Annotated in this window: 17 protein-coding genes; 6 read left to right on the top strand and 11 right to left on the bottom strand. The window is 62.6% G+C overall.

Translation table 11 applies throughout. The annotated features are described in order from the left end of the window. The gene (locus H585_RS0118430; protein ID WP_027368909.1) at positions 1-1,104 is read left to right on the top strand and encodes a sensor histidine kinase; all 1,104 of its coding nucleotides are present in this window, start codon (positions 1-3) and stop codon (positions 1,102-1,104) included. 66 nt (positions 1,105-1,170) lie between these two features. Here H585_RS0118430 and H585_RS0118425 read toward each other — a convergent pair whose 3' ends face one another. The 7 genes from H585_RS0118425 to H585_RS0118395 all read right to left on the bottom strand — a co-directional run bounded on the left by H585_RS0118425 (position 1,171) and on the right by H585_RS0118395 (position 8,178). Then, positions 1,171-1,947 (bottom strand): N-formylglutamate amidohydrolase, encoded by a 777-nt coding sequence (locus H585_RS0118425; RefSeq protein ID WP_244432634.1) that lies wholly within the window; start codon positions 1,945-1,947, stop codon positions 1,171-1,173. Between the two features lie 190 nt (positions 1,948-2,137). Further along, complete coding sequence (locus tag H585_RS0118420) at positions 2,138-3,373, bottom strand: carboxylate-amine ligase (RefSeq protein WP_027368907.1); 1,236 nt, start codon at positions 3,371-3,373, stop codon at positions 2,138-2,140. Next, positions 3,370-4,842 carry a RimK family protein gene (locus H585_RS0118415; protein ID WP_027368906.1) on the bottom strand — a complete coding sequence of 491 codons (1,473 nt, stop codon included), beginning with the start codon at positions 4,840-4,842 and terminating at the stop codon, positions 3,370-3,372. Before H585_RS0118415 ends, H585_RS0118420 begins: the two co-directional genes overlap by 4 nt. A gap of 115 nt (positions 4,843-4,957) precedes the next feature. After that, a complete protein-coding gene (locus H585_RS21750; protein WP_244432632.1) occupies positions 4,958-5,926 on the bottom strand; it encodes a C39 family peptidase in 969 nt (322 codons plus the stop codon). Between the two features lie 105 nt (positions 5,927-6,031). Then, entirely contained in the window at positions 6,032-6,724 is a 693-nt protein-coding gene (gene phoU / locus H585_RS0118405; RefSeq protein ID WP_034628470.1) for a phosphate signaling complex protein PhoU, read from the bottom strand. Between the two features lie 11 nt (positions 6,725-6,735). Continuing rightward, positions 6,736-7,557 (bottom strand): phosphate ABC transporter ATP-binding protein PstB, encoded by an 822-nt coding sequence (gene pstB, locus H585_RS0118400; RefSeq protein ID WP_027368904.1) that lies wholly within the window; start codon positions 7,555-7,557, stop codon positions 6,736-6,738. Between the two features lie 147 nt (positions 7,558-7,704). After that, on the bottom strand, positions 7,705-8,178 hold the full coding sequence (locus H585_RS0118395) for a TlpA family protein disulfide reductase (protein WP_027368903.1): 474 nt from the start codon (positions 8,176-8,178) through the stop codon (positions 7,705-7,707). 267 nt (positions 8,179-8,445) lie between these two features. Here H585_RS0118395 and tkt point away from each other — a divergent pair, with 267 nt between their 5' ends. The 4 genes from tkt to H585_RS0118370 all read left to right on the top strand — a co-directional run bounded on the left by tkt (position 8,446) and on the right by H585_RS0118370 (position 13,123). Further along, positions 8,446-10,452 (top strand): transketolase, encoded by a 2,007-nt coding sequence (gene tkt, locus H585_RS0118385; protein WP_027368902.1) that lies wholly within the window; start codon positions 8,446-8,448, stop codon positions 10,450-10,452. 127 nt (positions 10,453-10,579) lie between these two features. Further along, positions 10,580-11,722: an FAD-dependent oxidoreductase gene (locus H585_RS0118380; protein WP_014260476.1), complete on the top strand. Its 1,143-nt coding sequence runs from the start codon at positions 10,580-10,582 to the stop codon at positions 11,720-11,722. Further along, entirely contained in the window at positions 11,719-12,282 is a 564-nt protein-coding gene (locus tag H585_RS0118375; RefSeq protein WP_034628468.1) for a 4Fe-4S dicluster domain-containing protein, read from the top strand. Before H585_RS0118380 ends, H585_RS0118375 begins: the two co-directional genes overlap by 4 nt. Before the next feature lies 1 nt (position 12,283). After that, positions 12,284-13,123, top strand: coding sequence for a hypothetical protein (locus tag H585_RS0118370; RefSeq protein WP_027368900.1), 840 nt, complete (start codon positions 12,284-12,286; stop codon positions 13,121-13,123). Between the two features lie 306 nt (positions 13,124-13,429). On the opposite strand, the gene H585_RS0118365 is transcribed toward H585_RS0118370, so the two are convergent. From H585_RS0118365 to H585_RS0118350, 4 genes are read right to left on the bottom strand one after another with little or no spacing between them, the layout of a single operon-like run. Then, positions 13,430-14,431, bottom strand: a complete 1,002-nt coding sequence (locus tag H585_RS0118365) for a YihY/virulence factor BrkB family protein (RefSeq protein WP_027368899.1) — start codon at positions 14,429-14,431, stop codon at positions 13,430-13,432. Positions 14,432-14,445: 14 nt separating this feature from the next. Then, on the bottom strand, positions 14,446-15,588 hold the full coding sequence (locus H585_RS0118360) for an AI-2E family transporter (protein WP_027368898.1): 1,143 nt from the start codon (positions 15,586-15,588) through the stop codon (positions 14,446-14,448). Between the two features lie 7 nt (positions 15,589-15,595). Further along, a complete protein-coding gene (locus H585_RS0118355; protein ID WP_014260470.1) occupies positions 15,596-17,746 on the bottom strand; it encodes a RelA/SpoT family protein in 2,151 nt (716 codons plus the stop codon). Between the two features lie 31 nt (positions 17,747-17,777). After that, a complete protein-coding gene (locus H585_RS0118350; RefSeq protein ID WP_027368897.1) occupies positions 17,778-19,427 on the bottom strand; it encodes a peptide-binding protein in 1,650 nt (549 codons plus the stop codon). Between the two features lie 229 nt (positions 19,428-19,656). On the opposite strand from H585_RS0118350, the gene H585_RS0118345 reads away from it, so the two are divergent. Beyond that, positions 19,657-22,875, top strand: coding sequence for a DEAD/DEAH box helicase (locus tag H585_RS0118345; protein WP_027368896.1), 3,219 nt, complete (start codon positions 19,657-19,659; stop codon positions 22,873-22,875). Positions 22,876-23,037: the final 162 nt, after the last annotated feature.

The raw sequence follows: 23,037 nt of genomic DNA, 5'->3' as shown, positions 1-23,037 counted from the left end.
ATGAGCAGGTCTGTGTTGCTCGTCGATGACGAAGCGGCCTTTGTGGACGCGCTGGCCGTCAGACTGGAAGCGCGCGGCATCGAGGCCGATACGGCCTACGACGGGGAGACGGCTCTGGCGCGGCTTTCGGATGATGTGCGGGTGGTCGTCCTGGACGTGAACCTGCCCGGACAAAGCGGGCTGGATGTTCTGGACGCCATTAAGGAGCGCTCCTCCCTGGCGGAGGTGCTGATGCTTACGGGCCAGGCGGATGTGCGCACGGCCGTGGAGGGTATGAAACGGGGGGCGGCCGACTACCTGCTGAAGCCCGTGGATATCGAAACCCTTGCGGAAGCCATCCGCCTGGCCGGTCGGCGGCGAGAGCAAACCATCGAAAGCCGCCGCCTGCGCGAGACGGCCAGGCTCGCCACGCTGGGCGGGCTCGCCCGCGGGGTGGCCCATGAGCTGAACAACCCGGTGAACGTCATGGTCACTTCGGCCGGGTGGATGCTCGACCTTCTTGCCGAGGTATCCGGAACTTGCCCCGAATATGGGGAGTTGAAGGACTCGGCCGAACGCATCATCGTGCATGGACAGCGTTGCAAGGAGCTGACCCTGAAGCTCCTGAAGTATTGCGGGCAGCGCGACGCAAGGATTCGCGAGAACGACCTCGCGGCGACGCTCGGCAAGGTTCTCGACGGCTTTGCCGAAAGGATCGGGGCACTGGGAGTGCAGGCGGCGGTGGAAATACCGGCTGGCATCCCCCCGCTGCTCTGGCCGCCCGCCGACCTGGAGGACGTCCTGTACGTCCTCGTGGAAAACGCCCTGGATGCCATGAACGCCACGGCAACCGGGGAAGGCAGACTCGATATTTCCGCCCGCATTCTGGATAACAGCCTGGAAATCGCCGTGGCCGACACCGGCCACGGCATCCCGGCCGACATCCTGCCCAGGATATTCGACCCGTTCTTCTCGACCAAGGCCCCCGGCGAGGGCATGGGGCTCGGGTTGGCTATCTGCCAAACCATTGTCACGGGACATGGCGGACGTGTCGAGGTCGAAAGCGAAGCGGGCAAGGGAGCGATTTTCCGCGTGCATATCCCCTTCCGCTCCGCCCGCCCCTGATTTGGGCCTAGAGCCTTTTGCTTTTGAAATGGGGGGTCCAGGGGAATCATTTCCCTGCACACCAAATCAGCCTTGCGCCAGCCGCTCCAGGGCCATCTGGGCCGAGCGGGTCAGCGTCCCGCACAGGCGCTTCCATGCCCCGCTGCCGGAAGTGGTGTCCATGGCCACGAACTTCTGATTGATCTCCAGCTCCACGCCCATGTAGCGCAGGCCGAACTCCTGGCGCAGGCTCGTGGTCAGACCGTCGGACACGCCCTTGTACGGGTGATTGCGCCGCACGCTCAGGACCGGGTCGCGCTCGTGCAGAGCCTCCTGCCACAGGCGACAAAATCGGGCCTCGGCCTCGCGCGAGGGATCATAAAGCAACCCTACGTCGACACGGCGCTCCACGCCGGACAGCACGGGCGTGAAGCTATGCACGGCAATGTGCAGCACGCGCCTGCCGGCAGACAGTTCTCCGGCCACGATGCCGCGCACCCGATTCCGATGGGGATAGTAATAGCGGCACAAAATTTCCTCGCGCTCCTGAGGCGGCAAGCCGCGTGTGGCCTCGGAAAACAGGCGCGGATGTCCGGATGAGCGATTCAGGTCCACCAGCAGCCTGGTGATTGTGGCGGCGACCATTTCCGCTTCCAGTGCAAGGGCCAGATCTCCGGCCGCCTCCAGCGCGCCGAGATCCCAGCCCCGATGGCCGGCCAACTCGTCGCCCAGACCCACAAATCGATGCGCATGCTCGGGTGGCACACGGTTGCCGCCGTGCTCGCAGGTCACGACGCAGGCGATGTCTGTCCGAACGCTCCGAGCCGCCACAGCCGCGCGCCAGGAAAAGGCCCGGCTGCGCAAGCGTCTGCGCCATTGCCGAGCCGAGCCAGGGCCGGCGGTCCGTCGCGCTGCCATCGGCAGGCGTATTGTCGCTCCTTTCGTCAAGCCTCCTCCGACGCCGCCCTCCGCGTTGCGGCTTTGACCATCCGCCAATGAACAGTCGCGGAGCCGCGAGCAGGCAACACCCTTTCCATCTCTCGCGCAAGCAGCTTTAGGGCCTAAAGGGTCTGCCACCTTCCAGACAGTCGCACAATTCGGCATAGACTTCCAACAAGCGGCCGCGTCCGAAATCCGGCCCCAAGGCGTCGAGGATGCGCCGGGCCAGGCATCCCTGGCCGAGCATGACCGCCAGCGGCTCTTCCCAGTCCTGGTCGCGCAAGGCCGCCGGCAGGCAGGTTTCCGCCAGCCAGGACCAAACCTCGCCGGCCCGCGCGCCAGGCTCGCCTGGAAAGCCGAGGACCTGCAAATAGTTTGCATCCTCCACGCTTGCCGTATCGGCTTCGCGCGTGACGCGGGCCAGGATTGCGGCCAAGGACTCGGTGGACAGCCTGGCCTGTGCGTCCAGGTCACCCCGCCGGCCGTCGCACAAGGCCTCCAGCGCGGCGCAGATAAGCCCTGCCGCAGCCAGGTCGGCCTGTGGGCACTCCTGGGCGTCGAGCACCCGGATCTCGATGGAGCCCCGGCCGAAGCGGGCGATGGATCCGCGCGCGTTCAGGAACTCCTCGCGCAACACGCCTTCCGGGTCCAAGGGCGCCATGTCCGCGAACATGGGCTGCATGATGATCCGATCGTACTCCTCGCGGCTGGCGACCTGCTCGGGAACCACGAGGCCGGTCACACTGGGCACGCGGGCCGAGTTGCGCGCGTAGTAGTCCATGCGCGTATCCAGGAAGCCCGTGGCCCGGCCGTCCAGCACGGGCGTGCTGGCCGTGAGGGCCGGCATGAGCGGCATCAGCAGACGGATGGCCGCGTGCAGCCGGGCGAACTCCTCGTCGTCGGCAAAAGGCAAATTGATGTGCATGCTCTGCAGGTTGGACCAGCCATGGCCCTTGCAGGAAAAGATGCGGTCATAGGTCTGGTAGATGACGCCGCACTCGTGGGGCCACAGGCGCGTCTCGGTCTGCGGGTCCATCCAGGGGTGCGCGCCCGTGGGCATGAGACGGCAGCCCAGGGGCGCAAGCAGTTCGCCCGCGCGCAGTGTCTCGGCGTGGAACTTGCGGGCCAAGCCATGCAGGCTGGAAGCCGGGCCATTGGTCTTGAATTCGATGACGTGCAGCACCAGTTCGTTGGACCAGGCCATGTCCTCGCGCTCCACATCGGCCGTCCGCACACCGGCCTCGGCCTCCAGCAGCCGATCGGCCACGGGCCGCAGATCCAGGCTTTGCCTGTCCACGATCATGTGCTCGATCTCGATGCCGTAGGCCTCGAACAGTCGCAGCGTGCTCATAGCAGCCAATTCCCCTTTTTGCCGGCCTGGATGCGCGCGAGGAACACGCGCATGATACGGTCGTACAACTCCTCCTTAAGCACGTTGTCCTCGAAGCCTTGTTCGATGCTCGGATTGTCGTTGACCTCGATGACGTAGGCTTGCTTGCCCTTCTGCTTGAGGTCCACGCCGTACAGGCCGTCGCCCATGAGATTGGCCGCGCGCAGGGCGGTTTTAAGCACCTGCTGGGGCACGAACTCCACGGGCACGGTCTCCACTCTGCCTTCCTTGATCTGGCCCGCGCCGTCGCGCTGGATGATCTGCCAGTGGCTTCCGGCCATGAAATACTTGCAGGCGTAGAGCGGCTGGCGGTCCAGCACGCCAATGCGCCAGTCGAATTCCGAAGGCAGGAACTCCTGCGCGATGACCAGGTCGGACTTGTCCAGCAGCCGCTTGAGCATGGCCAGGAACTCCTTCTCGTCGCGGGCCATGCTCACGCCTTGGGAGAAGGAGCTGTCGGGCTGCTTAAGGATGACCGGGAAAGCGAACTCATGCAGGGCCTCATCGATGTTGCGGCTGTGCACGATGAGCGTCTTTGGCGCGGGTACGCTGTTCTGGCGCAGCACCTCGGCCAGGTAGACCTTGTTGGTGCAGCGCAGGATGGACACGGGATCGTCGATGACCACCAGTCCCTCCGAGGCGGCCTTGCGAGCGATGCGGTAGGTGTGGTGGTCCACGCTCGTGGTCTCGCGGATGAACAGGGCGTCGAACTCGAAGATGCGGTCGGCGTCGTCGCGCGTGATGAGCTCGGCCGCGATGCCCAGTCCGGCGGCGGCCTTGATGAAGCGTTGCAGGGCCCGTTCGTTGGAGGGCGGTATCTTTTCCTCGGGATTGTGCAGAATGGCCAAGTCGAAGCGCGAGACATGCTTCTTGGGCAGAACATGGCGCTTGGCCGCGAAAAAGGTGTTGGCTGTTTCCTCGGCGAAAGCCCGCTCGCCTTCGGGTATCTCACGCACGGCCAGGGGCGAGATGTTCTGCAACCGCCAGCCCTTGTCCCAGGAGAAGACCGCCTGCAGGAACGGCGTGGGATAACGCCGGTATAGGTCCATGGCCATGGACGCGTGCAGGCCGCCGGGCGACTTGCCGAAGTAGATGTTGAAGCAGGGCTTGCATTGCTGGTCCAGCCCGCTCAGGGCCTTGTTGATGCTCTCCTCCAGTTCGTCGGAGGTCAGGCGGATGAGCCCCGAGGACTTCATGTCCTGGATGGTCAGGATGGAAGGGAAGGCCTTGTGCCCGCGGGCCTCGGCCAACAGGGAGACATAATAGCCCATGGACTGGTAGCGGTAGGAACGGCAGAGATTAAAGACCTTGAAAGCCCCGCGCCGACTACACTCCTTGCCGGTCAGGTAAGTCCTGGCGGAGACCGTATCCACTCCATCGAAGTGTAGCGGGCACTCCTCGGGATTCTCGATGACCACAAGATTCGACAAATTCCCTCCTCTTTATGGCACCTGCAGGAGCTGCGCGAATCCGGGGCCCGCGTCCGGAAACGACCCGTGGGCAGGGTCTGGGCAGGAAAGCCTTCCCGCTCTCGCGCAGGCGACTCTAGGTCTTGCCGCCCCCTCCGCCGCTGCCTCGCGACCGGACTTTGCCGGAGGTGCGTTTCTTCTTTTTTCCACCGGCTTGGTTCACCCGGTCTGCCTGACTCGCCTGGATGAGCGCCTGCTCCCGGCGAATGCGAGGCGAAGACTGCTCCTGCGGCGTCCTGTCACTCACCGGCGCAATATCCGTCTTGCGCCGTAACGGAGTTCGCGAGCGGCCGTCGGGCTCCCGGAGCTTGCTGTCCTCGCGAGGGAGAATGACCAGCAGGTTGGCGTCATAGGTGACTATGCCGAGCATGATGGCGTTGATGAGGTGGCTTATGCCCACCTCGTAGAATTGGCTCTGGCCCATGGGATTGGGGCTGAGCGGGTCGGCCACGGTCACGCTGCGTCCCTTGATGTCGTAGCCGGACAGGACCACGAAGTGGCCCGAGGGTTCGCCGCGCACATCGTCGTGCACCAGACGGTCGCCGAAATCGAGTTCGCGGGCCGAGCCGTACAGATAGGTGGAGGACAGACCGGCCAGCACCGGTATTCCGCGCTTGAGGTATTTGCGCAGCAGGCCGCCGTGCAGATCCTGGTAGCGTATCTGGCCGCCCAGTCGCAGATAGCGCTGGTAGGCATCGGTGGCCTCGGCCATGCGCGGGCTCTGCTTGTAGGTGAGCTGCATGGCCAGCTTCTCCAGGAGCAGGTCCTTGCCCAGCATGAACCAGGTCGGATCAAAAACGCGCAGATCATAGGTGTATGACACAGCCCGGTAGCCGCGCTCCAGGGCGTGGCAACCGAGCAGGACCGCCAGGGTGCCGCCGTTTTCCAAGCGGGGGACCTCCCGGATGACCCGTTCCAGGCCGATGTCGTCACCATAGTAATCATACACGGCCTGCAGGCTGGTGGGGCCACAGGTGGAGTCGTCGGGCTGGGCTTCGATCTGAAGATTGATCCTGGCTTCCACGCGTCGGCCATCCTGCGGCATCGGGTCTTATCCGCCGCCCCTGGCCACAGCGGCCGGTCCGCGAAAAGACTCAGCGAGCCTACCGCAATTCTTGTAGCCGCAGGCGGCCCTGCTGGCAAACCCCGGCTATGACTTTTCCCGGTACTTGGCGCCGTGGACCTGAAAATAGACGTGCTCGGCGATGTTGGTGATGTGGTCGCCCATGCGCTCCAAGCCGCGCGCCGCGTTCAGCAGCCGCGACAGGGAATCGTTCAGTTTATGGTCCTCGCATATGTGCTGGGTAAGCAGGGCAATAAATTCCTTGTACAAAGTATTCACGGCCTTATCGCGATGCCAGACGCCCAGGGCCAGTTCGACATCTTCCCGCGCGACGGCTTCCATGATCTGAGCCAGCATGCCCCCGACCTCGTCGGCCATTAGCGTTAGATGCGAGCGGAAGATGTCCAGATCCCTGCTGGCGAGACGCTGGGTCATCCTGGCCAGATTGGCGCAGTAATCACCGATTCGCTCCAAGTCAGTGGCGATCTTGCCTGCGACGATGACCGTGCGCAGATCCAGAGCCATGGGGTTGCGCAGAGCCAGCAGCCGGAGCATGTCCTCGTCGATGCGGTCTTCCAGGTCGTCAACCTCGTCATCCATGGCCCGCGCGGCGGCAGCGGCGGCAGCGTCCCGTTCCTTGACGGCCTTGACCGCCAGGCCAAGCTGCTCGCCGACCTTGCGGCCCATGGCCAGGACCGTGTTCGAAAGCTTTTCCAGTTCCCGATCGAACTCCTTGACCGTGTGCCCCTTGCGCTCTCCACTGCTCATCTTATCTGGCATGACAGAATCTCCTATCCGAACCTGCCGGTAATGTAATCCTGGGTCAGGCTTGCCTTGGGTCGGACGAACACGACGTCAGTGCGTCCGTGCTCAACGATCCTGCCCAGGTACATGAAGGCCGCATTGTCCGAAACGCGCGCGGCCTGCTGCATGTTGTGGGTCACGATGATCACCGTATACCTGCCGCGCAGGGCACCTATGAGGTCTTCTACCGCGGCTGTGGCCCTGGGGTCCAGGGCCGAACAGGGCTCGTCCATGAGCAGGATCTCGGGCTTGGTCACGATGGCCCTGGCGATGCACAGACGCTGCTGTTGACCGCCTGACAGACTCAGGGCGTCGGCGCCGAGCCGGTCCTTGACCTCATTCCACAAGCCGGCGTCCCGCAGCGCATGCTCTGCCGCCTCAAGCAGCGCCGGTTTCCCAGGATGCTCCGTGAGCTCCAGGGGGTAGGTCACGTTGGACAGGATGGAACGCGGAAAAGGATTGGGCTTCTGGAAAACCATGCCCATGCGCCTGCGCAGATCGGTCACGTCCACGCCCGGGTCGTACACTTTCCGACCCGCCAGGCGGATCTCCCCGCGCACGCGCACGCCTTTGACGAGATCGTTCATGCGGTTCATGGCCCGAATGAGCGTGGACTTGCCGCAGCCCGAGGGACCGATGAGCGCCGTGACCAGTCCTTGCTGGATATCCAGGCTGTTGTCGAAAAGCGCCTGCTTGTTTCCGTACCAGAGGCTGAAGCGGTCCACCTCCAAAGCCGCGCCCGCAGGGCTGACTTGGTGATGGTAAATGGTTTCCTTCGGCAGGCGTTCGGCCTGGCCATGGTCGTTCATGCCATACCCCTCGCTACCGACTGCCGGAGCCGGCGTGCTGTGAAGCAAGCATAGCAGATTTGAATCCGGAAATGTTTAGAACGCGTGGAGGAAATGTGACGAATTACGCTGGATGGCGGTCTTTGTGACAACTTGGGGCGATCCCGCCTACTGCTCTCCGCTGGTTATCTCCGCGACGATGGTGCGAAACTCCGCGGGAGAAATTAGACCTTCGTGGCTGCGCACCAGCCTGCGTCGGCTGTCATAGAAATCCGTGCGCGGCACCGAGGTGATGCCCAGGGTGTGCATGAGGTCTTCTTGCGCCAAATAACTTGGGAAGGTTAGAGACAGGCGTTCCCTGGCCCGGTCGTGAGCCTTGGAATCGTAGTCGAAGGACACGCCGAACAGGGTCAGCTCATGGGATGGATAGGCCGCACGCATGGCCTTGAGCATGGGCATTTCGGTCAGGCAGGGACCACACCAACTGGCCCAATAGTTCACGACCACGATATTCCCCTTGGCCTGGGCCAGCAGATCTTGCAGGCCATCGTGCGTGAGCCGTTCGCCATCCTTGCCCAAGGCGGACGAGGCGAGGCCGAGAAGGAGTATGATAGCCAGGGTCAGGACCCGGCGGAGCTTCATGGGTTCTCCAAGTCACGGCAGAGCCGCGCGATTGACTATCTGACTTTAATAAGCCCTCGCCTTGAGCTGCGCAATCCCTCCGAGCTTGCTCTGAATTTGGACCAAGTCTCTTCCTTGCAAATTCTCGACAAACTCCGTCTCCCCGGCTACAAAGGCCCGGCCTGACCCCCGCCGAATTCGCCGCACGCCGTATCCGACCGTAAACGACACGGCCTGGCCGCCATGCCTGCGGCAACCACGGCACGACACGATTGGAGGATTCCCCGCATGCCGACCCGTAGAGAACTGGCCAACGCCATCCGCGCCTTGTCCATGGACGCCATACAGAAAGCCAAATCCGGCCATCCCGGCGCGCCGCTGGGCATGGCCGATATTGCCGAAGTTCTGTGGAACGATTTTCTGCGCCACAACCCGGCCAATCCGAGCTGGCACGACCGCGACCGTTTCGTCTTCTCCAACGGCCACGGGTCCATGCTCCTGTACGCCCTGCTGCACCTGTCGGGCTACGATTTGACCATGGAAGACCTCAAGCGCTTCCGCCAACTCGGCTCCCGCACGCCCGGCCACCCGGAGCGGGGCGTGACGCCCGGCGTGGAGTCCACCTCCGGCCCCTTGGGCCAGGGCATCGCCATGGCCGTGGGCATGGCCATGGCAGAGCGCATGCTCGCCGCGACCTTCAACCGCGACGGCTTCCCTGTCGTGGACCACTACACCTACGTATTCATGGGCGACGGCTGCATGATGGAAGGCTTGTCGCACGAGACCTGCTCCCTGGCCGGCACGCTGGGGCTCGGCAAGCTCATCGCGGTCTACGATGACAACGGGATCTCCATCGACGGCCGCCTGGGTGGCTGGTTCGCCGACGACACGCCCGCGCGCTTCGAGGCTTACGGCTGGCATGTGGTGCGCGGCGTGGACGGGCACGACGCCGAGGCCGTGCGCAAGGCCCTGGATCAGGCCCGCGCCGTGACCGACAAGCCCTCGCTGGTGTGCTGCAAGACGATCATCGGCTTCGGCGCGCCCACTGTCTGCGGCACGTCGGGCTGCCACGGCTCGCCGCTGGGCGAGAAGGAAATCGCCGCGTCCCGCGAATTCCTGGGCTGGAAGCACCCACCCTTCGAGGTTCCTCAGGACATCTACGCCGGCTGGGACGCAAAGAAGAAAGGTTCGCAGTTGGAGTCCGCCTGGGCGGCCATGTTCAAGGCCTACGAGGCCAAGTACCCTGAACTGGCCTCCGAGTTCGTGCGGCGCATGGACGGCGACCTGCCCGTGAACTTCGACCTCAAGGCCGAGGAACTCGTTGCGGGCACAGTGGCCAAGGCCGAGAAGCTGGCCACGCGCGTGTCCTCCAAGAAGGCCCTGGACGGCTTCGGTGCGCTGCTGCCCGAGCTGTTCGGCGCATCGGCCGACCTCACGCCCTCCAACGGCACCTTCCATGCCAGCTCCAGGGCAATAAACGCCAAGGGCGGCCAGGATTTCGACTTCACGGGCAACTACCTGCACTGCGGCGTGCGCGAGTTCGCCATGGCCGCGCTGCAGAACGGCATGTCCCTGCACGGCGGCTTCATCCCCTACGGCGGCACGTTCCTGGTCTTCTCGGACTACATGCGCAACGCCATCCGCTTGGCCGCGCTCATGAAAACGCGCACCATCTTCGTACTGACCCACGACTCCATAGGCGTGGGCGAGGACGGCCCCACGCACCAGCCCGTGGAGCACACGGCCTCCCTGCGGCTCATCCCGGACCTGGACGTGTGGAGGCCCTGCGACGCCGTGGAGGCGACGGTGGCCTGGAAACTGGCCCTGGAGCGCCGCGACGGCCCCAGCGCCATGATTCTCTCGCGCCAGGACCTGCCGCACCAGGGTCGCGATGGCCTGACCGTAAGCGCCATTGCTCGCGGCGGCTACATCCTCCAGGACTGCCAGGGCACGCCCGAGGTCATCCTGGTGGCCACGGGCTCCGAGGTAGGACTGGCAGTGGACACGGCCAAGGCCCTGGCAGATCAAGGACGCAAGGCGCGCGTGGTGTCCATGCCCTGCGTGGATCTGTTCGAGCGCCAACCCGCCGAGTATCGCGAGTTGGTGCTGCCGACCAAGGTGCGCGCACGCGTGGCCCTGGAGGCGGGCGTAAGCGCGTCCTGGCATGCCTACGCGCCCGTGGTCGTGGGCATGGATCGCTTCGGCGAGTCCGCTCCCGGAGGCGTGCTCTTCCCGCACTTCGGCTTCACGGTCGAAGCCGTGCTGTCCGCAGTAACCAAGGCCTTGTCCGCCTAGGGCCAACTAGTGTAGGATTTCAGACCCTGGCTGTCGTCATGCCGACGACAGCCAGGGCTTGACCATCACTTCAGCCCGGAACGCCCGACGGCTTCCCGGAGCGTCCCCGCGACGCGGACGAGGGAGCATGACTACTCCACTCAATTTCGCCTTTCTCAGATCCGAACCAGCGCCGCCCAACGGCCGGAGCGTGGCTATCCTCGGCGCCGGGCCGTCCGGCCTGTTCGCCGCAGGCTATCTGGCCTGCCTGGGCTACCAGGTGGACGTCTATGACAAGCTGCCCAGGGCCGGCGGGCTCATGGTCTTCGGCATCCCCAGCTTCCGTCTGCCCGCCGAGCGCATCGAGGCCGGCGTGCGCAGGCTTGAGCGCCAGTTCGGCGTGAATTTCAACCTGCGCACCAAAGTCTGCTGTAGCGCGCCCCTGCACGAGGAGGCCGGCGACCACTTCTCGGCCGACATGCGCAGCCTGGGCGAACTGGTGGACAAGCACGATGCGGTCATGGTCTGCACGGGCTCCTGGCGCTCGCGGCGTATGAATATTCCGGGCGAGAACCTGCCCGGCGTGCTATCGGGGCTGGAATTCCTTTTCCCCATTCGCGCTGCGCGTTTCGGCGCGCCGGGTGTCAAGATCCCGGACGTGGCCGGCAAGACCCTGGCCGTGGTCGGCGCGGGCCACTCGGCCATCGACGTGGTGCAGAGCGCCCTCAAGCTCGGTGCGTCCAAGGTCACCCTGCTCTACCGCCGGACGGTGCGCGAAGCGCCCTGCGGGGCTTTCGAGATCGACAAGGCGCGTTCGCTGGGAGCCGAGTGGCGCCAACTGGCCACGCCCGTGCGCGTGCTCGGCGCACAGCGCGCGGAAGGCCTGGAAATCCTGCAGTGCCGCCTGGGAGACCCTGACGAGCACGGCCGACGCTGTCCCGTGCCCGAAAAGGGCACGACAGAAGTCATTCCTTGCGACATGGTCGTGGCGGCCATCGGCGAGGTGCCCACTCCGCCCTTCCCCAAGGAACTTGGTCTGGAAGACGTGAAAAAGGGCGACGTGCGCTGGCTGCACATGACGCGCATCCCCAACGTGTTCGTGGCCGGAGACGCCCTGACCGGCCCAAGCAAGATCGGCAAGGCCGTGTACAGCGGACTGCGCGCCGCGCGCGCCTTGGCCAACTGGCTTGACCTCAAGGCCGGCGGCCGCGAGGCGGAGTTCAGCGCGGACCTGATGCACAGGAACGGCCAAGCCAACGACCAAGCCGACAATGGCGAGAGGCAGCCATGAGCAAGACCCACGCCGCGCCCTGCGGACTCTCCGCGGCCATGGCCGACGAATGCAGGACGCTGTACATCGACTATTCCGTATGCATCGGCTGCGAAACCTGCGAGGCGGTCTGCCGTTTCGTCTATGAGCGGCCGCGCATCCAGATGACCTGCACTATCGAAGGCATTGCCGCTCCGCTCTACTGCCGTCACTGCGACAACCCCAAGTGCGCCAACGCCTGCCCGCGCGGGGCCCTGACCAAGGACGCTCAAGGCGCGGTCATCCTGCAGCAGATGCTCTGCCGGGGCTGCGAGACGCGCAACTGCGTCGTCGCCTGCCCTTACTCGGCCATGCTGCTGACCGGAACGGGCGTGGCCGTGACCAAGTGCGACATGTGCATCACTCGCCGGGCCGTGGGCCTTGGCCCAGCCTGCGCCGAGACCTGCCCGGCCGGGGCCATCCTGTATGTGGAGCGCGGCCGGTTGGCCGAGATCATCACGCCCGAGGCCGCCGAGGCCGAGGCGCGCGTGCTGGCCCATGTGCGGCCGCCCCTGCGCGGCAAACCTTCCAAGGACGAATAGCGTGGGCGCCCTGAAAACCCCGCGCCCGCGGGCCAAGTCAGAGCGGGAAACCAAGTCCTCGGGAGGCAAGGCTTCCCCCAAAGGCCCCAAAAAATCAAAAACGCGCAAACCCAAGGCCGACGGCTGGCGCACGCTGGGGCTCACCGCCATCGGCATGGTGTTGCTCGGCGCTTTCAGCGCCATGCTCCTGGCGTTCTTCGCATTCCCTCTGAGCGGCCCGGATGAGCCTGCATCCCCTGCAACCAGGACACGCTCGGCTAGGCCCACTGTCAGCGTTGCACCGTCTCCAAGGCCCGAGCCCGCACCCGATCCGGAGCCCACAGCAAGGGCCGAGCCCTCACCGGAGCGGGAGCAGATTGCGGCGCCGGAACCTAGCGAGTCCGCGCAGCCCGTCTGGGTCGGACAATCCTCCAGTGACGCAATGCCTGTGGAATTGTTCGTGCCGCCCGACGGTTTCGGCGGAACGCCCTGGGGCCGGCCCCTTGCAAGTCTGAGCGGCATGGAGCTTCAGCCGAGCGTCGGTCCCTTCGAACAACGCCGCCCGACCGGCGAAACAAGCTTTGAGGGCGAACCTCTGCAGGACGTGCTGCTCACGCTCTATGATGACAAGCTGGCCGGAGTTTCGCTGTGGCTGGGCTCGCAGGAAGCCTACGACAGAGTCGTGACCAGGCTGGTGGGACGCTACGGGCCGCCGCGGCCAGGCGAAGCCCTGACTTGGGATTGGCCCGATGTAGGCATGGCCGCGGTATTCATGCCGACCCAGGCCAGAGGTGTGGTGAGCATCTCCTACAAGCCGCTGGCCCGCCAAGCGGCGGAAGAGCAGGAAGCGCCCCCGGAATAACGGCCGCCTCGTCATTCAGATCGCTCGCGCGAGTCCTTACCCGCCAAAGGATGCGATCCCCTGGCTCCATGTCCCTTAAAGCAGATTGCTTTTAAGACGCCCGCTCCGGCGTTGACGGCGCAAGTGAATTGCGCCTACGCCTACGCGGCGGCAAGCCATGCCGACGCATGGCTTGCAGAGCATTTTCAAAAGCAAAATGCTCTATCTCCACATCAAAAAGCGTGTTGCTGAACACGATGACGCAGTTACCCTGACCACGCACAGATCGCGGGCCAGAGAGGCGTAACCTCTGGCGGGGAAGCATCTTCACTCTCCTCCAGCCTTCGGCGGCTGGTCCGCTTTCTCCCTCTCTGCATCCAGCGTGTCTCCTTCCTTAGCCTTTTCCTTCTCCTCCTTGCGCCGCTTGCCCTCCTCAAGAGTCTGATCCACCTTGGCCTGGCGCTCCCAGGGCGAACGAATGGCGGTGCCGTAGAGTTCGGACCAGGCTTGGGTGAACTCGGCTCCCAGAAAAAGGATAAGCGAGGAATAGTTTATCCACAGGAGCATGAGGATAATCGCACTGGCCGGGCCGTACATGGAGGCCGTGGCGCTGCGGCCCAGGTAGTAGCCGATGGCCGTCTTGCCCAGGAACAGGAGCAGCGCCGTGACCAGCGAACCCACGGCCACGTCGCGCCAGGCGATGCGCGCATCGGGGAGCACCTTGAAGACCAGTCCGATGAGCAGGGCCAAGCCGAGGAAAGACAAGACCTGCTGCAGTATGTCCAGGAGCGCGAGCGTGTCCACGGGCAGCCACTGGATCAGGTAGCCGTAGGCGCCGGTCATGACCGCCTGAACCACGGTGAGCAGGAGCAGGAGCAGGCCCATGAGCAGAATAAGTACGAGCGAATTGAGCCTATCGAGGAGCATGCGCAGTACGCCGTACTTTTTGGCCTGGGCCACGCCCCATACGATGTTCAGGGAGTTCTGCAGATTGGCAAGCAATGTCGTGGCGGTTACGACCAGGGTGCCCAAGCCGATAAGGCTGGCGATTATGCTGCTGGAAGGCTGGTAGGCCTGCTCCATAAGGCGGCGGATGGTCGTCGCTGCCTGGGAGCCCAGGTACTCGGAGACGTACTCGTAGACGAGGTTCACGACATCTTGGCTGCCCGCCACTAGGCTCAGGGCCGAGATGAGGATGACCAGCAACGGGGCCAGGGAGAACAGGGCGTAGTAGGACAACGCAGCGGCGAGGGTAAAGCAGTTGTCGTCCGAGAAGCCGTAGACCGTCTTTAGCAGCAGGGCCTGTAGCTCCCGCGCCAGCTTGCGCATGCCTTCCCCCTTGCTTATTCGCCTCCGGCGTCCTCCGGCGGCGGGAGCGTGCCGTCCTCGTGCACCTCGTCCAGCACCTCGTGATACTCACTCCGATAGATGTACAACATGACCGTGGCGAAGGCGATGATAAGCGGGCCGTACAGAACACCGGCCAAGCCGAAGACCTGCAGGCCGCCGATGATGGCCAGGAAGATGTAGAAGGGCGACATCTGGGCTTGGCCCTGCATGAGGAACGGACGCAGAAAGTTGTCTATGGAGCCCACGATGATCGCGCTCCAAAGAGCGAAGAACACCGCGGACTTGTAGCTGCCGATGAGGACCAGATAGGCCGTGGCCGGAACCCAGACCAGGGCGGTGCCCACGACCGGCACCAGTGAGGCCAACCCGAGCACGGTGCCCCAAAACAGAGGCGGGATGCCCACGATGGCCATGGCGATGCCTCCAGCGAGGCCCTGGCACAGGGCAGTCAGAAAACTGCCCACGAATACCGAACGCGTCACGGCCTTTATGCGCGCCAGGATGCGTTCCTCTTGCCCCGAGCGCAATGGCGAAAGATGCTTGGCCGTGCTGACCATGGCCTTGCCGTCACGCAAGAAATAGAAGGTCAGGAAAAGCATGATGGCGAAACTTACCACAAAGTTCACGGCATTGCCCAAGATGCTCGTGCCGCCCTTGAGCAAGGCCTGGCCCAGGCCCGTGCTCGCGCCCACGAGCTGATTGCGCAACGCCTCGCCCTCAAAATGCACAAAAGGCAGGTGCGCCCGTGCCCAGGCCAGCAGTTGGGCCACGCGCGGGTTCTCCTGCAGGCGCGCCAAGTCCACGTCGCCGAGCCACTGACTGGCCTGCGCTGCCATCTCGATGCCCTGGCTGATGAGAGCGGTCAGGAAGAGCAGCGCCGGGATGACGATGACCAGTGTGATGAGGCTGACGGTGATCAGGGCGGCTAGGTTGCGCTTGCCCGGTAGCCTGCGCAGGATCCAGCCCTGAAGCGGATGGAAAAGCGTGGCCATTACCGCGCCCATGATGATCGGATCGATGAAAGGCCAGATGACGTACAGGGCCAGGCCTAGACTCAGGAAAAGCACGGCCACCAGGAACTGGCGTACGACCTTGTCGCGGGTATCCGTGGGCGGAATGCTTCTGTGCGCGAGCATGCGGCTCCTAAGCCAGGGCGATGCGCCCGGCGTCGATGACCATGGGCAACTTGTTGAGCTTATCCAGGGTGGCGTAGAGGTGGGCCGAGTTCTTGACCTCGACTTTAAAAACCAATTCCGAGACCCCGTCCTCGCTGGACAGGAATGAACCCGAGTCGATATTCACACCTTCCGCGGCCAGCACTTCGCTTATCTGGGCCAGGGCGCCCTTCACGTTCCTGGCCCGGATGCTGATCTTGGCCGGATGAGGCACGTTTTCCTCGCCCTCCCAGTAGATATCCAGCAACCTTTCGGGCTCCAGCGCCTGCACGTTGGGGCAGTCGGCCGTGTGCACGGTCACGCCCCGGCCGCGCGTGATGTAACCAACGATGGGTTCGCCCGGCAGCGGATCGCAGCAACCGGCATAACGCACGAGCATATCGTCCACGCCTCTTATGCGCACCTTGTCCGTGGATTTGGGCCTGGGAGTCTCTTCGGCCTGAACCTCGACCTGTGCCGCCTGGACTTTGTCATCTTCTGGTCTGGCTGGCATGAGCCTGTGCAGCACCTTGCGCGGAGTAATCCGGCCGTAGCCCACGGACACGAGCAGTTCCTCGGCGGAGTTGAAAGAGAACTCCGCGGCCAAAGGCTCGAACTTGCCCTCCTGCATCGCCTTGGAGAAATTGACCCCCAGCTTGCGACCCTCCTTCTCCAGGATCTCCTTGGCCAGTATAATGGAACGCTGACGCTCTTCGGTGCGAATGAAATACTTGATACGCTGAATGGCCTTGCCGCTCTTGACGTACTTGAGCCAGTCACGGCTGGGATGGCGTTGCGCGTCGGTGATGACCTCGACCGTATCGCCGTTCTTGAGCTTGGTGGACAAAGGCACGAGTCGGCCGTTGACCTTGGCACCAGCGCAATGGTCGCCCACCTCCGAGTGGACCATGTAGGCGAAATCCACGGGTGTGGCGCCCTCGGGCAAGGACTTCACGTCGCCCCGAGGCGTGAACACATAGACCTGGTCCTCCGAGAGATCCACGCGCAAGGAGCGCATGAACTCACGCGGGTCGCGGGTCTCCTTCTGCCAATCCAGGATTTCGCGTAGCCAGGAGAAACGCTCCACATCCCTTGGTTTGCCGCCTCCGCCCTCCTTGTATTGCCAGTGAGCGGCTACGCCGTATTCGGCCAAGCGGTGCATTTCCTCTGTACGGATCTGAATCTCTATGCGTTCGCCGTCTGGCCCAATGACCGTCGTGTGCAGCGACTGGTACATATTCGGCTTGGGCATGGAGATGTAGTCCTTGAACCTGCCTGGCACGGGTTTCCAGATGGAGTGCACCTCGCCTAAGACGGCATAACAGTCGCGGATTGTGGACACGATGACCCGGAAGGCCATCAGATCGTAGACTTGGTCCAAGGTCAGACTCTGTTGCAGCATCTTGTTATGGATGGAGTACAGATGCTTCGTGCGGCCCAACACCCGGCCCTTGATCTTGTTGCGACCCAGCATGTCGTTCAGGAGATCGATAACCTTGGCGATGTACTCGTGGCCGATGTCCTGGTAGTGCTCCACGCCCTTTTTGAGTTGGCCGTAGGCATCCGGTCGCGTGTACATGAAACATAGGTCTTCAAGCTCGGTTTTGATGAAATGCAGGCCCAGGCGGTTGGCCAAGGGCGCGTAGATGTCCAGGGTTTCCTGGGCAATGCGCTTCTGCTTCTCGGACTTCTGGAAATCCAGCGTGCGCATGTTGTGCAGTCGATCGGCGAGCTTTATCATGATGACCCGGATATCCTCGGCCATGGCCACGATCATCTTGCGGATGTTCTCCGCCTGGGCCTGGGCCTTTGTCTCGAAGGTCATCTTGCTGATCTTGGTCACGCCGTCGACGATATGCGCGACCTCCTTGCCGAACTTGCTCTCGATCTCATCCACCGTGGCCTTGGTGTCCTCCACGGTATCGTGCAGCAACGCGGATACGATGGCGAACTCGTCCAGGCGCATATCGGCCAGGATGTTTGCCACCTCCAGAGGATGGGACATGTACGGCTCGCCCGAGAGCCTGGTCTGCCCTGCATGGGCCGCAGCCGCAAAGACATAGGCCTTTTGGATAAGGGCTACGTTGGGTTCTGGATGGTAGGACAGAACCTTATCTATTATTTCATGTATACGGATCATATGTCCCGGCCTCCCTTGGGCCGGGCTCCTTTCAGCGCTGTAGGTGCGTGGGGACCCACCATTCGGTGAAGTTGTGCGTAATCCCGGCCGGCGCGACCTCCACGTTGCGGAAACGCGCATGCACGATGGGCAGGGCCATGGGCACGTACAGGAACGTGTACGGCTGGTCCTCGTGCAGGATCTCCTGCACACGGTCGTATATACGTTTGCGCTCCTCCTGGTCCAGAGTCATGCGGCCCTCTTCCAGCAGGCGGTCCAGCTCCTCGTTCTTGTAGTAGGTCAGGTTCAGCCCCGCGGGGGGGAACTGCGAAGAATGCCAAACAGTAAAAATGTCAGGATCTTGCAGGATGTTCCAGCCCAGGAGGGTGGCCTCGAAATTGCCCTTGTTGAGGAACTCGTTGGCGAAGGCGGCCCACTCCACGGTGCGGATGTCCACGGCCACGCCGACCTGCTTCAGCCGCTGTTGGATGATGGTCGCGGTCTTGATGCGCTGCTCGTTGCCCTGATTCGTCAGGATAGTGAACTTAAAGGCCTGCCCATTCTTGTCCAGCAGGCCGTCGCCATTGCTGTCGCGCCAGCCCTCCTCGGCCAGCAAGCGCTTGGCCCTCTCGGGATCGTAGGCATAGGGCGCGAGCTTGTCGTTGTAGACCCAGGTGCCCGGCTTGTACGGACCCATGGCTGGCTGGCCCAAACCGAAAAGCACGCCCTTGACGATCTCCTGCGTGTCGATGGCGCAGCTCAGGGCTTGGCGCACCTTCTTGCTCTGGAACAGCGGGTGCTTCAGGTTGTAGCCGAGGAACGTGTAGCCGAAAGAAAGATACTCGAACTTATTCCAGTTGCGCTCCCAGTCAGGACCTTTGGTCTGGAACAGATATTGCTGCGCAGTAAGGCCCATGGTATCGAGATTGCCCGCCTTCAATTCAAGGAACTGGGTGGAGAGGTCAGGGATGATCTCATAAATGACCTGGTCCAGATAGGGACGGCCCAGGAAGTAGTCGTCGTTGGCTTCCAACACGATACGCCGGCCGGGCACCCATTCCTTGAGTTTGTAGGGACCTGCCCCCATGGGCATGCGGCTATATTTGGTTTCAAGAAGGTTCTCCTTCTCCAGCGCGTGCTTGGGCAGCACATCCAAGGCCCAAGTCACCAGCGAGCGCGCGAAAGGCTTGTCGTAGCGCACCTCAAAGGAGTAGGGTCCCGTCACCGTGAATTCCTTGATGGCCAAATAGTCGTCGCTGTAGGCCGTGGGGGTCTTGGGGTCGCGCATGAGGTCCACGGTGAACTTCACGTCCGCGGCCGTGAAGGGTGTGCCGTCGAACCAGCGGATGTCCTCGCGCAGCTTGAAGCGCAGGAGCTTGCCGTCTTCCAGCACCTCGAAGGACTCGGCGGCCCAAGGCTCCAGTTCGATGTCCTTGTTGTAACGTAACGGCGCGACGTAGATGAGGTCCGCCACCTCATGCGAGGCCGAGTCCGTGGACAGGGCTGCGATGAGGTTGGAGGGCTCGCCCAGAGTCGGCTCAACGATGCGGCCGCCGCGCACCGGAGTCTCGGCCACTCCTGGGACAGGCCTCACACCGCCGGCGGCCGGCTTGCCCTGCTCGTCCGTATCGGAAGGCCCACAGGCAAGGGACAGTATTGAAAAGACCGCCAGCACGGCCAAAATGGTACGCCTTGGATGCATTTCTTACTTCCTTGTCTCGGGTTGGTAGTCCGATTGGCTGGACCAAGTTTTCCGCGAGGAAAAAATTATGAAGCAAAGCAGGCCAAAAGCCAAGTCGCGCTTGATTAGCTTTTGTTTTTTGATTAACCAAACCTATTAAGTTCCACCGCTGTTGGGTATCGTCCCTATAACTCCTTTAGAGTAAACCGAAAACCGAGTAATACGGTTAGTACGGGAGTACTACGCATACATGTCTGCGGCCGAGGAAAACAAGGTCAAAAAAATCCTCTCCGACTTCCTTAAGGACTCCATCCCGGAGTACATCCTTGAGGGATCCCAGGGGATCGTCTCCAAAGGCGGAGTCCAGAAGCTGAGCCTTAACCGGCGCGATGGACTATGGGATGCCGAAGCCCAAATCCAGGGCGAGGACTTCCAGGTTTACTCCACTGAAATAAGCATTAATCTCGATAAGGAAGCGGTCAACTACTACTGCAATTGCGACGAGGGCTTTTCCGGCTCATGCCGCCATGTAGGCGCCGTGGCTCTCAAGGTCCTGGCTTCCCTGAACGAGAAGAAGGCCGAGCAGGCCATCGTCGAGGCGGTGCCGAGACGTTCCGAGTGGCGGCAAACCTTCCGCTCCTACTTCTCTTCCGAGCATGAGCCTGAAGCCGGCAAGCACTATCTGATCTACCGCTTCTATCCCGAACCGGAACGTCTGCAGGTGGCCTTCTTCCGCGCGCGGCAAAACAAGTCCGGTCTGTCCCAGGTGCACAACGAGGTCACCCTGGACCAGATCCTGCAAAATCCGGACTGGACCGAGACCACGCCGCTGCTGCCCAAGGTGGCCAGACTGCTGGGCATCTACCAGGATTACATGGGCCATCGGGTGGAGCTGCCGCCCGGTCTGCTGACCTGGTTCTTCTGGGCCGTCAAGGACGAGTACTACCTTTTCCAGGGGGACACGGACCAGCCGGTGCGCGTCGAGCGCAAGACCATGCGCTTGCAGCTCTCGCCGGCCCTATCCGAAAATGGCTTGGCTTTCGACATCATGCTTTCGCGCGAGGGCAAGCAGCCTTTCTCCATCACGGGCGAGGACGCCTTCTTCTACGGCCAGATGCCTCTGTGGGTTCTCTGGCGCGGCACGTTCTACCCGGTGCAGACGGGCCTGAGCTCATCCCTCATCCAGAACCTCGTGCACGCGCCTCCGGCCATTCCCTCGGAAGAGATATCCGAATTCCTCGACCGCGTGTGGACCAAGCTGCCCTCCAGCGACCTGCACGGCCAGGAGGAATTCCTGGCGCGCATGGCCCCCATCTTCGTCCCCGCCAAGTACAGCCCCAAGCTGTTCCTGGACGAAGAAGGCAGTCTGCTGACCCTGCAGATTTCCAACGTCTACGAGACCGAGCACATGGAGGTCATGTTGCCCGGCCCCAATCCCGACCTGCAGACCGGCAGCTACACGCACGACGGCAAATCCTATCTCCTGCGCCGTGATCAGCAGGCCGAAGCCGACCTGCAGAGCAAGCTCCACGACATGAATTTCCAGGCGCGCAACAACGCCAACTGGTTCCTGGAGCCTGAAGAAGCCATCACCTTCCTGCTGGATTACTATCCGAAGCTCGTTGAGACTTACCGCGTCTACGGCGAGAAGAACTTGACCCGTTACAAAGTCAGGCTCTCTCAGCCCGTTGTCGTGGCCGAGGTGGAGACGAGCGAAGAGGACAAGTGGTTCAACCTGGAGGTCAGCGTCGAATATGACGGCCAGCGCGTGCCCATCGAGGCCATCTGGAAGGCTTGGACCCAGGGCAAGCGCTATGTGCAGCTCAAGGACGGATCATACACGAGCCTGCCTGAATCATGGCTCAACAAGCTGGCCCACAAGCTGCGTGCCCTGGGCTACGATCCTGATAAGCCGCCCAAGAAGCAGTTCAGCCAGTATGAGATGCCGGCACTGGACAAGCTCATCGAGGACTTGCCTGAGGTGCACACCGATGAGTTCTACAAGAAGCTGCGCCAGAAGATACACAGCTTTCAGGAAATCACGCCCATTGCCATACCCCAGGGCCTCAATGCTACACTGCGGCCCTATCAACAGGAAGGCCTGTCCTATCTGAACTTCCTGCGCGAGTACGAATTCGGCGGCATCCTGGCCGACGAGATGGGTCTGGGCAAGACCGTGCAAACGTTGTCCTTCATCCAGCACATGAACGAAAAGGGCCTCACGGGGCCGAATCTCATCATCGTGCCCACCTCGGTGCTGCCCAACTGGGAGCGCGAGTGTCAGAAGTTCGTGCCCAACCTGAAGATCCTGACTGTCTACGGCGCACGGCGAGAAGGCATGCTCAAGCAGATCAAGGACTCGCACATCGTGCTCACCACCTACGCCCTGCTGCGGCGCGACCTGGACGAGCTGCTCAAGTTCGAGTTCAACTCGGTCATTCTCGACGAGGCCCAGAACATCAAAAACCCGAACACCATCACGGCCCGCAGCGTGCGCAAGCTGGACACGAACATGCGCCTGTGTCTGTCCGGCACGCCGATCGAGAACAACCTCTTCGAGTTGTGGAGCCTGTTCGAATTCCTCATGCCCGGTTTCCTGGGCTCGCAGCACTCGTTCCAGCGCGGCATCGTCAAGCCAATCAAGGACGGCGACGAGGAGACGCTCAGCTATCTGCGCGGGCGTGTGCGGCCGTTCATCCTGCGCCGCACCAAGTCCGAGGTGGCCAAGGACCTGCCGCCCAAGATTGAGACCATCCAGTACTGCAATCTCGCCGATGAACAGCTCGAGCTTTATGCGGCCCTGGCCAAGAAGCTCAAGGAGCAGGTCATGCAGACCGTGGACGAGAAGGGCATCGCCAAGAGCCAGATGTCCATCCTCGACGCCCTGCTCAAGTTGCGCCAGATATGCTGCCATCCGCGCCTGCTCAAGCTCGACATGCCCGGCCTGAACACGAACCTGCCCTCCGGCAAGTTCGACGCCTTCCAGGACCTGATCACCGATGTCATCGAGGAAGGCCACAAGGTGCTCGTGTTCTCCCAGTTCGTGCAAATGCTGCATATCATTCGCAACTGGCTGCAGATCAACAAAACGCCCTTTGCCTATCTGGACGGCGCGAGCAAGGACCGCTTCGATCAGGTGGAGCGTTTCAACTCCGACCCGAATATCCCCATCTTCCTCATTTCGCTAAAGGCCGGAGGCACGGGCCTCAACCTGACCAGCGCCGACTATGTGGTTCACTACGACCCGTGGTGGAACCCGGCCGTGGAGAACCAGGCCACTGACCGCGCACACCGCATCGGCCAGACCCAGCAGGTCTTTTCCTACAAGATGATCTGTCAGAACACGGTGGAAGAGAAGATTCTCAAGCTCCAGGAGCAGAAGAAAGGCATTGCCGACGCCATCATCCCCGGCCAGGAGGCCTGGAAATCCCTCACTCGCGACGATCTGGAGATGCTCTTCGAGATCTAGCGCCTGCGTTCAAAAACAAATCGAGGAGGGCTTCGGCCCTCCTCGATTTTCTTTTTTAGAGCAGATTGCTTTTAAGACGCCCGCTCCGGCGCCCGCGGCGCAAGTGAATTGCGCCTACGCCTATGCGCGGCGGCAAGCCATGCCGACGCGTGGCTTATAGAG

The organism is Desulfocurvibacter africanus subsp. africanus DSM 2603, assembly GCF_000422545.1.
GTDB classification, from domain to species: Bacteria; Desulfobacterota; Desulfovibrionia; order Desulfovibrionales; family Desulfovibrionaceae; genus Desulfocurvibacter; species Desulfocurvibacter africanus.
Note: the sequence above shows the minus strand (reverse complement) of the source record. Positions and strands in the feature narration are given on the sequence as shown.